The sequence below is a fragment of the Paenarthrobacter sp. TE3676 genome (genome assembly GCF_056279165.1).
In genome coordinates, this window is record NZ_JBWBQU010000003.1 from 194,476 (window position 1) to 207,373 (window position 12,898).

Consider the following 12,898-nt stretch of genomic DNA (forward strand, 5'->3'; position numbering starts at 1 on the left):
GCTGTGCTGCTCCTATTTTGCCGCTTCGCCAGATAGCACCTTGGTCAGTTCCTCATTGGAGAGTTTCATCCAGCCCGAATCTGTGGACCCCTGCAGCGCGGCTTCCGGACTCTGTGTCTGGACCCACCATTTAGCTTCGAAGACGTGCTGACCCAGCATCACGCGGTCGCCCTTGTGATAAACGCTTGTGGCTGACCATGCCGGATATGTTCCGGCGGGAACAGTGACTTCAGGATTGGGCCGGTCGCCGGGCAGGACAGGGCCGATCAATTTCCACGGCGCAGCGGCCTTGTCCGGAACGGGATCGTTGGGCACGTCATCTTTGGTCCACCACTTGGCCTCGTAGACGTTGCCGTGCCAAACGATCCTGTCTGACTGCACGTACGTGGCCACGGGAGACCAGATCGGGTAAGGGCTGGTAGCGGGGTCGTCTACTACCGCCGTGGCGGTGGTTGTGCTCGTTGGCAGCACCGGAGCGGGGGAGTCCGTGGGTTTGGAGTCAATGTCAGCACCCAGCACATCGGAGAAACGTTTATCACGCTGCGGCACGCCACTGCAGGCGTCGGACACCACAGTCAAAGTGGGATAGTTTGGGCCGCATTCGGCGTCCCGGTTCAAGGACCACATGGACATCCTGCCAATGCCTTTGCCCTGCGCGAAGTCGTGCAAACCTTGGGCGTCGGCGAGGGTGAAAACGTCAGCCACAATGTCGTTCTGGCCGATCATGGGGGTTAAGCCAATTTTGCGCCATAGGGTTTGTGCCCCAAGGTTTTGCTGCGCTGCGGAGTAGATTTCACCCAGCTGGGAGTGGGTCGCCTCGGCTGCGGCGATTGAGGCCTGCAGCATGGACTGTCCGGCCACTCGGCTTTCGCCGTAGTCCATGGTCATGATGTTCACCCCGGCAAGTTCCACACCGGATGAGAGGAACTGCTCGACGGCGGCCGTCCCGTCTGAAGTTAGCCCCGACGGAGCCACGGGTAGCGTCAGCCAGACGGAGATGCTTTTGCCCTCGGCCCGCCTTCCTTGCTGCACTGCGCCGATGGCTTTGGCTTGCCGTGCGATGGCTGCCTTATCCGTCAGGGCGGTTCCCTCGATGTCGAGGTCAATGGTGTTGAGGTCGTAGCGGTCAACCACGTTCGAGTAGGCCTGCTGAAGCCTGTCGTCGTCGGTGCATGCGGTGGCGAGTTCCTTATTCGTTAGCCCACCGAAGGAAACGGCGATGTCACCGCCGGTTTGCCGGAGCCTGGCAATGCGTCGGTCCAGATCAAGGTCTGAGGCGGCCGCGTCCAGGCTGTAGAAGGAGCCCCAGGATGGCGTGCACCCGTCCTTGGCGTCGGCCACGATGAAGGACAAAACCACGGACTTGGTGGTGTCGCTGACTGGCTGCTCGAACGCGTACCGAGGTGTCGCCGTTACGTCGACGTAGCCAGTGAAAAGTGAAGGTGACGCTGCCGCGGCACGAGTATCAGTGTAGTTACGCCAGGACACGACGCCGGCCCCCACCACCACAGCTATGACAGCCAGCAGTACGGAGAGCCGAATCCAGGACAGCTTTCGCCCAGGAAAGTGCTTGGACATTTATCCCCCAACATTGTGACCCAAAAATTCGAGTGAGCAGAGTTAAAACCCATGAATGAGGCCAATAACTGTTCCAACAAATTCCCTGGACCTCACGGGAATCGTAAGGCTCCTGCTATCGATTACTATAAGGGCAATCGGCGAAGCTTTTTTACAGAAGGCGGACGTTCAACCGGCTACAGGGCCGGAAGACGCGGTTCACAGTTTGATGGGGAATAATGACGGACCAGTTGGTTGATTTGTCCGATGTAGAGCGGGAGACCAAAGAGCTTCCCGCGGAGCGTCAGGAAAGTACGGGTCGAAAGAGACAATGGGGGTCGGAGCGGCGGTCTGAACCGTTGGCCATTGTTCATCCAACGCCGTCATCCCGAAAAATCGTTCTTGGCAGGCTTGCCATGCTGGTGACGGTGGGGGCGTGGCTTTATTACGTTGTCTCCACCATTATTCGGCAGCTTGTTGACAATCCGAACTCAGGATTCCGCTTCGGATTTGAGTCGATTTCGTACCTTATTGTCGTCACGTTCCTGACGTTTTCCGCCCTGATGTACCTTATGGCGCGGCAAGGTGCTCTGTACCGGTTCAAGGAACACCGCAGGGTCCCTCGGGGTGAACTTGATAATCACTTCTCCAACTACAAAGAGGCCGTGACGGTGTTGGTTCCGTCCTACGCAGAAGAACCCCAGGTTGTGCGGGGTACGTTGTGGTCGGCCGCCCTTCAGGAGTTCCCGGATCTGCGGGTGGTGCTCCTGCTGGACGATCCTCCGCATCCTACCGAGCCGGAGAAGATCAACCGCCTTGAACAGACCAGGGCGCTGGCGGGGCAAATTGCAGATGCGTTATCTGCTCCGGCAGAGCGCGCAAACAAGGCGTTGGCTACCTTCAGGGAGAGGCACACGTCGCCCCTTGCAGCGGAAGCCCCTGCCACGGTTGAAGCGGACGAGCTCCAACTCCTGATTGCGGAGTATGAGGCCGCGGTGGAGTGGCTGGAAGCGATGGCGGAGGCTGAAACCGTGGAAGACCATGTGGACGAATTCTTCGTGGACCTGGTCATCATGGGACTGGCTCGTGAACTTCGCTTGGTTTTGTTGGCGCTGAATGCAGCGGAGGCGCAGAACACGGCCCCAAACCCGGAGCGGATGGAACAGCTTTACCTGAGGCTCACGTGGATTTTCAACGTTCAAACCGAGACTTTTGAGCGGAAGAGGTATGCCAGCCTGTCCCACGAAGCGAACAAGGCCATGAACCTCAACGCCTACATTTCCCTCATGGGAAAACGTTGGCGGCGGGAAGAGACTGCTGGAGGCGTGGTTTTGCGTCCGTCCCTGGTTCCACGTGATGACGATCTCTTGGTTCCGGACAGTACCTATTTGCTGACCTTGGATGCTGATTCCCTGCTGCTGCGGGACTATTGCCTGCGCTTGGTGTACTTCCTGGAATCTGCGGGTAACGAGCGTGTGGCAGTGACGCAAACACCGTATTCCTCGTTCCGGGGTGCACCTACCCGGATTGAGAGGATCGCTGGCGCCACCACGGATATCCAGCACATCCTGCACCAAGGCATGACGTACTATGGAGCGACTTTCTGGGTGGGTGCCAATGCGATTATCCGTAAGCACGCCCTCGAGGACATTGTTGAAGTTGAGACGGTTGGCGGGTTCGAAATCCGCACCTATATCCAGGACCGCACCGTCATTGAGGATACCGAGTCCAGCATTGACCTGGGCACGCACGGATGGACGCTCGTAAATTATCCGGAGCGCCTGAGTTACAGTGCAACGCCACCGGACTTCGGTTCACTGGTGGTGCAGCGTCGACGCTGGGCCAACGGAGGCTTGCTCATCCTTCCCAAGCTCTGGAACCAACTTTCGCAGCGGCGGAACCAGCGGCAAAGAATACTCATCCGCGAAGTTCTCCTGCGTGTGAACTACATGGCGTCCATTACCTGGGCCAGCTTCGGGCTCCTTTTCCTGCTGGCTTATCCCTATGACAGCAGGCTCCTTAGTCCTGCAGTGTTTATAGCTGCCTTGCCGTATTTCCTGTGCATGGGTTCAGACCTTCGCGATTGCGGCCATCGTTTTAGCGACATCTTCCGGATATACGGTTTCAACCTCATCCTGCTGCCGGTCAACCTCGCCGGCGTCCTGAAATCCCTCCAGCAAGGACTGACGGGGGACAAGATCCCCTTTGTCCGAACCCCCAAGGTCAAGGACCGGACAGCCGCCCCCGCCATTTATGTCCTGATTCCTTACGCCATCGTCGCGTTCTCGGTACTGACCGTTTGGAGGGACGCCCAGCAGGGGAATTGGGGCAACGTCGCCTTCGCATCGCTGAATGCAGTGTTGGCCATGATGTGCATCCAGTCGTATATCGGCTTGTGGAACTCGGCGGTGGATGTTGTCCTGGGAGCAGTCAATTGGCTTTACGTGACGCCCAAAACGAAAGCAAAGCCCGAATCGTTGGTTGAACCCAAAACGGCCGAGGAAGTTGATTGGGAATCGATCCTTTACCACGGCGACCGCAGGCTCAACCGGGACCTTCGCTGCGGAACCGACCGTCGTCGTCGAATTTCACTTCGCTGAACCTTTCGTTGATCAGCGAAACAGTGCACTGATCAACGAAACAGGGCCCTCCGCCATGTGGCGGAGGGCCCTGTTTTCTTGCTCTCAACGTTAGTCGGACCAGATGCCTCCGTCGAGCAGCGCTACGGCACTGTCGAGGATGCCATCACTGGTATCAGCAACGGCAATTTCCACGGTGACAGGTACGCCCGGTTGCACGGGAACCGAACATGTGAGGGCGGTGGTCATCCCGTCCATGGCGGTGTTGAATCCGCTTGCTCCGGCGGCATTGTCAATGTAATAACTTTCATTCGTGTGATCGTTGACGTTGTTCACGCTGATTGGGCTCTGGGTACCGGGTACCAACGCGCAGTTGGTTCCGTTGACGAAGACGCCCATGACGTCGTTGTAGGCACTGCCCACGTATTCGGGGTATTCCTCGCTGGCAAAGAAGTAACGAACATGGAGGGTGTCGCCTGAAGGAATGATTTTGGCCCAGTAGGAGGCTGCATCAAAAGTGGGCAGATCGCCGATGAAGTTGGACAGCGTGGCGTTTCCTGGTGTTCCCAGATCGCTGGACGCCTGCTGTTCGGGTGTGCCAACGGAGTTCTGCATGTTGCCCGTGGACAGGATCCATGCGGCGCCACCGGGACCATAGTCAGTTGCCCTGCCCCACTGGGACGAGTCACCTGCTCCGCCGTCTTCTTCCACGGCGATGCCGTCGCCGAATACTTCCTCAGAGACGTCGCCAACGGGCGGTGTGGGCTTGCAGAGGTCACCTTCCCAAAGAACCAGGTTCTTGGTGATCTCCTTCTTCCACTCGTCTGTCAGCTTCATGCCGAAGACCTCGACGCCGGCGATCACGCCTATGCGGCCAGCCAGGCCTACCTCGTGTGCACAGGTTTCCGGGCCGGTGGCGTAGTTGGCGTATGCATCGAATCCACCCGTAAGTCCCGCGATTCCATACAGCTTTGCGGTCAGGGTGGGTCCGATGGTTACTGAAGATTCACTGGTCAGCTGAGGGCCTTGGAATGTTGCTTCGGCGTTGCCGCCATACTCAGCGACGGGCTGGAAATTGCCGTCTTTGTAGGACATGCCAACCGTAGTGGTTGCAGATGCTGCAGCCGTGACATAGGTATCTGCGGTCCATTCGCTCTTGGCCTTGAGGTCGATGGAGGAGATGAACTGAATGTCTACAGGGACTGGGCCAACTTGGATATGCGCCCAGGTATTGACCGTGCCAAGGTTCTTTTCCGCGGTTCCGGTCAGCGTTCCCGTTGCGCGTGCAGTTGTTTCGGCGGACAAATCAGTGTCCAGCGTGAACTTCGCTTCCTTCAGTGACGCCCAGTGAATATCCACTTCTGCGTTGACAGCAGAATCAACACCGAATTCACTGCTGAGTGCCAGAGTTCCGGTGCCCTCCACATCCACGGTCTTCCACGCAGTTCCTGTGACGGATTTGCTCAGGGTGTCAGAGAATTTGAATGTTTTCTCGAAGATGGGCAGGGACACGTCACTTGGGGTGGCCAACTCGTCCGCTGGAATTCGACCGCCGTTACGGTTCAAGGGAGCCGCGGAGGCCTGCCCGTTATCAATGACGTCCACACCATCCGCCGGAATGAACTCCTGCTTCACGATGGTGGTGGTGGGGGTGACCAAACCGTTGGTGTCGTAAATGGCGTCCGGCAGGGTGGCCTGTTGGACAACAGCTGTCTGTTTTCCGTCCGGAGCATTAGTAACTTGCTGGACGCGAACCAACATTCCGTCCGGAGTAAACTCCGAGAAACCAGAAACAAGCACGTTGCCGGGGTCGATATCCGGTGCTCCCGCACCCACGGAGTTGAACGTGATGGTTGTATCGCCCTGAACGTATTCCTGTGCCAAGGTGTTGGTATCAATCACCAGGGTATCCGGCGATGTCACAACACCATCCGCTGCAGGGGGCAAAGATAAGCGGTACAAGTATGCCGCCATAGCGTCACGGTTGATGGGTGAGAGCGGGCGGTAGGAAGCCGTACCGTCTCCGTTATCCCAACCCGTAGCGATGCCCTTCGCATGCAGCCAGGAAATCTCGGTGTAGAACTGCGTTGTGCTGGTGATGTCAGAGAACGGAGGCGTTGCTGGTGCCTGGAAATCAGGCTTGTTTTCAAAGCGGTAGAGGAAGGCTGCCATGGCGTCGCGGTTGATCGGGGCCGTAGGGCGGTACTCCCGTTTACCGTTCCCCACATCCCACCCGGTGGAGATTTCCTCCTCGTGAAGCCATGCCATTTCCTTGTAGTGCTGCTGGCCGGGGCTGACATCCTGGAACGGGGAGGTGCTTGGTGCCGTGAATTCCGGCGATCCTGCCAGCCGGTAGAGGAACGCGGCCATTGCATCACGATTGATTGCGGTCAAAGGACGGTATGTTCCGTCGGACCAGCCGGTGGAGATGCCTTCATTTGCCAGCCATGACATTTCCTTCGCAAACATCATGCCTGCAGGTACGTCGGTGAATGTCACGGCATTTTCTGTTTCGCCGGCGGCTGTTGCTGCCGTTTGGCCGGTGAGTACCAAGGAAGCACAAAAAATGCCGACCATGACGGTTCGGCTGGATCGGGAAAAGTGGGTCCTTCGGGGGTGCCCCGCTTTGGGGCTGGGCATAGGCGTATCAGGTGATGTGCTCAAGGGGCGCTCTCTCAAAATGAATCGGGCAGCCGCCAATTGCCTCATTGGCGGAAGACCTGGGTGCGAACGGAATTGATGCGAGTCATTTAGGGCGGCTTTGCGATACTGAGCTATCGCAAAGTAGGGCATTTATTTTATTACTCCAGCGGGCTTCGCATGATAACGAATTTCGCTGTTGCCGTGATCATAAAGGTCTTTTAGTTATTAAGTCCATATGCACCACGAGTATGAAGCAAGGAGCCTGTCTGTTGGAGTGTCAACAAAGCCGGAACTTAGCTACCGAGATCGGCGAGGCTTTGCTGTGTGCTCAGAAGATGTGGGAGAAGGTGGTTGTAGGCAGTCCCGTTCCCGTGAGTTGGTAGTCGAGGGTGGTTTGAGAGACCGGGTCTTGCCGGGAGATACCTAGCGTGAATTGCAGGTTTCCGGGCTCCACCGCTGTGCTCGTGCACCGGACTTCTTTTGCGGCGTCGATATGTGCTGCGCAGGACCATCCTGCCGGTTGGATGAGTTTTCCCGGGATCAGGGTTGCCCCTTCGGAGACGGAGAAGATCACTTCAGCGGCTTCGGTGGCTGTTTGGCCGGCAATGGTGAAGGTGATTTTCGCCTCGACATCGGCTGCGTTTACGCCAGCCCCGGTGCTCACGGTGGCCGTGACCTCTGGTGCTACGGACCGGGTCGGTGTTGGGGTCGGGGTTGGCATTGGTGTTGGGGTTGTTGGGCCAGCCGTTGTGCCCATCCCAGGCGCTGTCGGCAGGACTGCAGGGGTCTTCGGAGGAGCGGCCATGGGCGGGGCAGGCAAAGCGACCGGACGGGGCGGCGGCGCGGGGAAGCTCGCTGGGCTGCGTTGGACGCCGTTCAGGGCGGGGAGTTCCTCGGGACCCGCGGGAGGGTCTTCCGGCAATGGGTTGGAGGTCCTCGAGGGGTGAGCCGTGGATACGGCCGGTACCTCACCGGCCTGCGGTGTGCCGGGGTTGTTGGTTCCGGTTCCTGCCAAAGCTATGGTGGCGCCCACAATAATGACCGCCCCTGTCAACCCCGCTGCCCCAACTTTCATCATGGCAGCGATGGACTTCGGAGCAGCCTCGCCGCCGGCACCGGCCACCACCCCGGTACCCGCGATCCCAGCAGTACCCGCGAGTCCAGCCGCGCCGGTGAGTCCAGCGGCGCCCGTGATCCCGGGAGCGGCCGAGGTCAGGGCCACTCCCGCGATCAAGGGGAAGATGATGGCCCTCATGGCAGACTGCACGTCATTGAGATCCAGGAGCAGGGCAGTGCATCTCGAACAGGATTCCAGATGGCTCTGGACTTTCTGGTGCGCCCGCCGACTCAGACCATTCCGCGAGTAGGCCCCCAACTGATCCGGATACCCTTCACATTCCTTGGAAGTTGAGTCTTTGATATGGCCCTGCAAATAGGCTTGCCGCAGGCCTTCACGGGCCCGGATGGCCAGCGACGAGACCCCGTTCGGGGTGATCCCTAAGACTTCCGATGCCGCGGCGGGTTTCATTCCCTCAATGTCCACGTACCACAGGACTTCCTGCCAGCGCTCGGGCAGGGATTTGAACGCGGCCGCCACCGTGCTGGACTCAAACCCGACCACCGCCGGGTCCTCAGGATCCTCAACCCGGTCCAGCACAAAACTATCCGAAACCGGCAGGCTACGGGCCGCCAACCGGTTCTGGGCCTGCGCGATCCGCCGCACCGCCGTCAGCAAATACGCCCTAAAGAAAGTATCAGGACCCTTGCCACGCATCAGGGCCTGATGGATTGAAACAAACGCCTCCGAAACAATGTCCTCAATATCGGCCCTGTTATCCACCTGCCCCGCCGCGACATACCGCGCCATATCCCGATGCCGGTCAAAAAGACTCGCAAAAGCCCCCTGATCCCCCGACCGAACCCTCAAGACAAGATCAGCATCACTCACAGTCTCCATCGCCGTCGCCACAGACGTTCCTATCTTTTAGGTCCTATCTATTAAGCCAGTGTTTCGTTCGGCGTGGAACAACGGGGCTTGGTGTTGGGCTGGGTTGGTCAAGACGTTGGCGTGGCCTCCATCGGTCAATGCCAGGACAGCGCTGGCGATGATGTCGCCGTACCCGCTTTGGTGGCGTAGGCATCACCGAGGCCGCTGGAAAGTGTCTAGATTGCCGCACCCCTTGGGAAGCTCAGTGTTAAGATGCTTAGACCGAATGAAGGAGTGAGTGCGCATGACCACCGAATCGCGGAACACTGACACGGACGCCGTGGACGCCATCATTGAGGACTGGCACCGCGAACGCCCGGACCTTGATCCCAGGACCATCGGCGTCTTTGGCCGCTTGCAGAGCCTGGTGGCACGGCAGCGAGCTGTGCAGGATGTGAACTATGAGGAGTACGGGCTCACGTTGGCATCCTTTGATGTTCTGGCGAACTTGCGTCGATCCGGCCCTCCGCACCGTAAGACTGCTGGTGAACTGGCCAGTTCGTCCATGCTGACCACGGGCGGCATCACCTTCCGGCTGGACCGTATGGAGGAACAAAACCTCATTGAGCGCGTTCGGTCGAAGGAGGATCGTCGGGTGGTCTACGCCCAGATGACGGACCATGGCAAAGAGCTCATTGACGAGGTCATTTCAAAGCATCTGGAAACGCAGCGCAACATGCTCGCCGGCCTGACCGCCAAGGAGATCGAACAACTGGCGCTGCTACTGAAAAAAACCGAAGCCTCCATCGTCGCCTACGACCCGAAGGCTTCCTCCGCGGACGAACTTACGCTGAACGTCTAGATCACGGCGCGGGTTCGTCCATCCACTCCATCAAGCAAGGAATCGAATGAAGCCAGGAGCCCGCAGGATCGGAATCATCGGACATGGAGCCATTGGGGCTCGTGTTGCTGCTGACATTGCAGCTGGAAAGGTCAAGGGGGCCACCCTTGAGGGGATCATTTGCCGCAGCGCCATAGACAACGCGCCGGCACCGCAGCTTGAGATGGAACAAGCGCTGGAGCGCTGTGACCTCCTGGTTGAATGTGCTGGGCAGGAGGTCTTGGTTGAGCATGGCGAGGCTGTGCTTTCAGCGGGGGTAGACCTGCTCGCTACATCACTCGGGGCGCTTGCGGACCCACACCTCTCACAGCAACTGTCGGCCGCAGGCCCTGGCAGGCTCTTCTTGACCCCGGGCTCCATTGGTGGCTTGGACCTGTTGGCGTCGGGCGCCCGCGCAACGGGGTACGACGCCGTCAGGATAACCACAACCAAGCTGCCTGGTTCCCTGATTCAGCCCTGGATGGACGAGGTTGAGGCTGATCGCATTCGGAATACTGCCGGCCCCATCGAGATCTTTGCCGGGTCCGCCGCCCGAGCCACTCAATTGTTCCCCAAGTCGCTCAACGTGGCTGCCGCCGTCGCCCTCGCGGTAGACGACTGGGACGCTGTGGCGGTCTCTGTGAGAGCCGACCCGGCGGCTGAGCTGACGACGCACTTGATCGAGGCTTCTGGAAACAGCGGGAATTACCGCTTTGAAATCTGCAATAAAGTATCGCCCCAAAACCCGCGCACCAGCGGCGTTGTACCGTTCGCTGTGCTCCGGTCCTTGGAACTGATCATCGGCGCGCGCGGCGGGATGATCTAAGCGCGCCTCGCGCCGATCACTTCTCCGAAGACTTCGTCGGGGTCCAGGCGTCGGAGTTCTTCTGCGAGGCAGTCTTTGAGGCTTCTGCGGGGGAGGGTGATGCGTTGTGCGGGCTGTCCCGGCTGGGTCAGGATCACCCCTGATTGACCCGGCCGGGACAGCTGGACATCCCCGTTATCGCGGCGGAGCCTGATGCTGCGGATGCCCATCCCTGTCTCTCCTTCCACAACAGTGGTGGGAGCGTTCAGGGAGTGCTTAAGCCACGCTGCCAAGAGGTGGGTGCTGGGGGAATCGGAGGCGCCTTGAACCTCGACGGCGGTCACGGACTGGGCGTCGACGTGGTCGAAGACGGCGGCGAGTTGCATGCGCCAGTTGGTCAGGCGGGTCCAGGCGAGGTCGGTGTCGCCGGCTTTGTAGGTGGCCCGGATGTTCTCCAGAGCCCGGCGGGGGTCGGGTTCGTTGGCTGAGTCGGTGATGCGCCGGTGCGCGATCCGGCCGATGGATGTCTCGCAGGCGCTTTCCGGGGCGCCGTGCGGCCACCAGGCCACGATCGGTGCGTCCGGGAGGAGCAGGGCCGCGACGAGGGATTCGCTTTCGTGGGCCATGTGCCCGTGTCCGCGCAGGACAATGACTTCGGACGCGCCGGCGTCGCCACCTACCCGGATTTGCGCGTCGAGCCGGTCCGGGCCTTCAACGCCTGCATCGGCCAGGACGATGATCCGGCAGGGGTGTTCCCTACTGGCTTCGTTGGCTGCCTCGATGGCGTCTTCTTCCTGCCCGGACTTGGTCACCACCACCAGGGTCAGCACACGCCCCAGAGCGATCACGCCGCCTTGTTCGCGCAGCGACATGATCTTCTTGGAGATCTTGGAGGTGGTGGTATCGGGAAGATCTACGATCATGGCCTTCTCCAGGTTCGTCCGTCACGGGCCAGCAAGGCGTCGGCCGAGGCCGGCCCCCAACTGCCCGGTGCGTAGGGTTGCGGTTGTTCATCGAGCCCGGCCCAGTATTCCTCGAACGGGTCCAGGATCTTCCAGGACAGTTCCACTTCCTGGTGCCGCGGGAACAGCGGCGGTTCGCCCAACAGCACGTCCAGGATGAGACGTTCGTAGGCTTCGGGGCTGGACTCGGTAAAGGAGTGACCGTAGCCGAAGTCCATGGTCACATCCCGGACTTCCATCTGCGTGCCCGGGACCTTGGACCCGAACCGGATCGTGGCGCCCTCGTCGGGCTGGACCCTGATCACCACGGCGTTCTGACCGAAGTCATCATCGTTGTGGTCACGGAACAGCAGGTTCGGTGCCCGCTTGAACACCACCGCGATCTCGGTCACCCGCCGGCCCAGGCGCTTACCGGCACGCAGGTAGAACGGCACACCATTCCACCGGCGGGTATTGATATCCACCCGGATCGCAGCATAAGTTTCGGTCTTCGAATCAGCCGGAATCCCGTCCTCATCCAAATACCCCAGGACTTCCTCACCGCCCTGCCACCCGCCGGTGAACTGACCCCGCGCCGAATGCGTGGACAGGTCCTCGGGCAGTTTGACCGCCGCGAGGACCTTTTCCTTCTCCGCCCGCAAATCATCGGCATTAAACGAGATCGGCTCTTCCATCGCGGTCAGCGCCAGCAATTGCAGCAGGTGGTTCTGGATCACGTCACGGGCAGCACCCACACCGTCGTAATAGCCCGCACGGCCGCCGGTGCCGATGTCCTCGGCCATGGTGATCTGGACATGATCCACGTAATTGGCGTTCCAGAGCGGTTCGAACAACTGGTTCGCGAAACGCAACGCCAGAATGTTCTGCACCGTCTCCTTCCCCAAATAATGATCAATCCGGAACACCGCATCAGCCGGGAACACCGACTCCACAATGTCGTTCAACTGCCGGGCCGACTCCAAGTCATGCCCGAACGGCTTCTCGATCACCACACGACGCCACTGACCCGGCTTGGCCTGCGCCAGGCCGTGCTTGGACAACTGCCGGCACACCTGCTCGAACGCCTTGGGCGGGATCGACAAATAGAAACCATGATTACCCCGGGTGCCACGGGTCTCATCCAGCTCATCGAGCACATCACCGAGACGCTCGAAAGCGTCATCGTCGTCGAACTCGCCCCGAACAAAACGGATCCCCGAAGCCAACTGCTCCCACACGGCCTCATCGAACTTCGTCCGGGCATGGGCCTTGACGTTTTCCTTGACCTCGGCCGCGAAATCCGCGTTATCCCACTCACGACGGCCGAAACCCACCAAAGCAAAGCTCGGAGGCAACAACCCACGATTAGCAAGGTCATAGACCGCCGGCATCAGCTTCTTACGGGCAAGATCACCAGTGACTCCGAAGAACACCAACGACGACGGCCCGGCAATACGATTCAGGCGCCGATCCCGCGGATCCCGCAAAGGATTCCGCCAGGCGTCTGATCCAAGCTCAAAAGGGGGCATGCATCTAGCATGGGGCCCTGGGCCGATAGCTGGAACG

8 protein-coding genes are annotated in these 12,898 nt (G+C 59.7%); 3 read left to right on the plus strand and 5 right to left on the minus strand.

Features of this window, described 5'->3' with window-relative positions; translation table 11 throughout:
- Window positions 1–12: 12 nt before the first annotated feature.
- Window positions 13–1,578: a chitinase gene (locus ACZ881_RS08460; protein WP_476114179.1), complete on the minus strand. Its 1,566-nt coding sequence runs from the start codon at window positions 1,576–1,578 to the stop codon at window positions 13–15.
- Window positions 1,579–1,796: 218 nt separating this feature from the next.
- Between ACZ881_RS08460 and ACZ881_RS08465 the strand changes: the two genes are divergently transcribed.
- A complete protein-coding gene (locus tag ACZ881_RS08465; protein ID WP_476114181.1) occupies window positions 1,797–4,157 on the plus strand; it encodes a glycosyltransferase family 2 protein in 2,361 nt (786 codons plus the stop codon).
- Between the two features lie 90 nt (window positions 4,158–4,247).
- Here the strand turns inward: ACZ881_RS08465 and ACZ881_RS08470 are convergent, their stop codons facing one another.
- Both ACZ881_RS08470 and ACZ881_RS08475 read right to left on the minus strand, forming a co-directional pair.
- Window positions 4,248–6,713 (minus strand): choice-of-anchor L domain-containing protein, encoded by a 2,466-nt coding sequence (locus tag ACZ881_RS08470; protein ID WP_476114182.1) that lies wholly within the window; start codon window positions 6,711–6,713, stop codon window positions 4,248–4,250.
- A 394-nt stretch (window positions 6,714–7,107) separates the two neighbouring features.
- Entirely contained in the window at window positions 7,108–8,736 is a 1,629-nt protein-coding gene (locus ACZ881_RS08475) for a sigma-70 family RNA polymerase sigma factor (RefSeq protein ID WP_476114183.1), read from the minus strand.
- 274 nt (window positions 8,737–9,010) lie between these two features.
- Between ACZ881_RS08475 and ACZ881_RS08480 the strand changes: the two genes are divergently transcribed.
- Both ACZ881_RS08480 and ACZ881_RS08485 read left to right on the plus strand, forming a co-directional pair.
- Entirely contained in the window at window positions 9,011–9,568 is a 558-nt protein-coding gene (locus tag ACZ881_RS08480; RefSeq protein ID WP_429330382.1) for a MarR family winged helix-turn-helix transcriptional regulator, read from the plus strand.
- Window positions 9,569–9,614: 46 nt separating this feature from the next.
- On the plus strand, window positions 9,615–10,412 hold the full coding sequence (locus tag ACZ881_RS08485; RefSeq protein ID WP_474658764.1) for an aspartate dehydrogenase domain-containing protein: 798 nt from the start codon (window positions 9,615–9,617) through the stop codon (window positions 10,410–10,412).
- Here the strand turns inward: ACZ881_RS08485 and ACZ881_RS08490 are convergent.
- A complete protein-coding gene (locus ACZ881_RS08490) occupies window positions 10,409–11,314 on the minus strand; it encodes a glucose-6-phosphate dehydrogenase assembly protein OpcA (RefSeq protein WP_476114184.1) in 906 nt (301 codons plus the stop codon). The two genes, ACZ881_RS08485 and ACZ881_RS08490, sit on opposite strands and share 4 nt — an antisense overlap.
- Window positions 11,311–12,861 (minus strand): glucose-6-phosphate dehydrogenase, encoded by a 1,551-nt coding sequence (gene zwf, locus ACZ881_RS08495; RefSeq protein ID WP_476114186.1) that lies wholly within the window; start codon window positions 12,859–12,861, stop codon window positions 11,311–11,313. Before zwf ends, ACZ881_RS08490 begins: the two co-directional genes overlap by 4 nt.
- Between the last annotated feature and the right edge of the window lie 37 nt (window positions 12,862–12,898).

Excerpts from the sequence above, each read along its gene's own strand:
- ACZ881_RS08460 (WP_476114179.1), bottom strand. The coding sequence starts at position 1,578 with ATGTCCAAGCACTTTCCTGGGCGAAAGCTGTCCTGGATTCGGCTCTCC.
- ACZ881_RS08465 (WP_476114181.1), top strand. The coding sequence starts at position 1,797 with ATGACGGACCAGTTGGTTGATTTGTCCGATGTAGAGCGGGAGACCAAA.
- ACZ881_RS08470 (WP_476114182.1), bottom strand. The coding sequence starts at position 6,713 with ATGGTCGGCATTTTTTGTGCTTCCTTGGTACTCACCGGCCAAACGGCA.
- ACZ881_RS08475 (WP_476114183.1), bottom strand. The coding sequence starts at position 8,736 with ATGGAGACTGTGAGTGATGCTGATCTTGTCTTGAGGGTTCGGTCGGGG.
- ACZ881_RS08480 (WP_429330382.1), top strand. The coding sequence starts at position 9,011 with ATGACCACCGAATCGCGGAACACTGACACGGACGCCGTGGACGCCATC.
- ACZ881_RS08485 (WP_474658764.1), top strand. The coding sequence starts at position 9,615 with ATGAAGCCAGGAGCCCGCAGGATCGGAATCATCGGACATGGAGCCATT.
- ACZ881_RS08490 (WP_476114184.1), bottom strand. The coding sequence starts at position 11,314 with ATGATCGTAGATCTTCCCGATACCACCACCTCCAAGATCTCCAAGAAG.
- zwf (WP_476114186.1), bottom strand. The coding sequence starts at position 12,861 with ATGCCCCCTTTTGAGCTTGGATCAGACGCCTGGCGGAATCCTTTGCGG.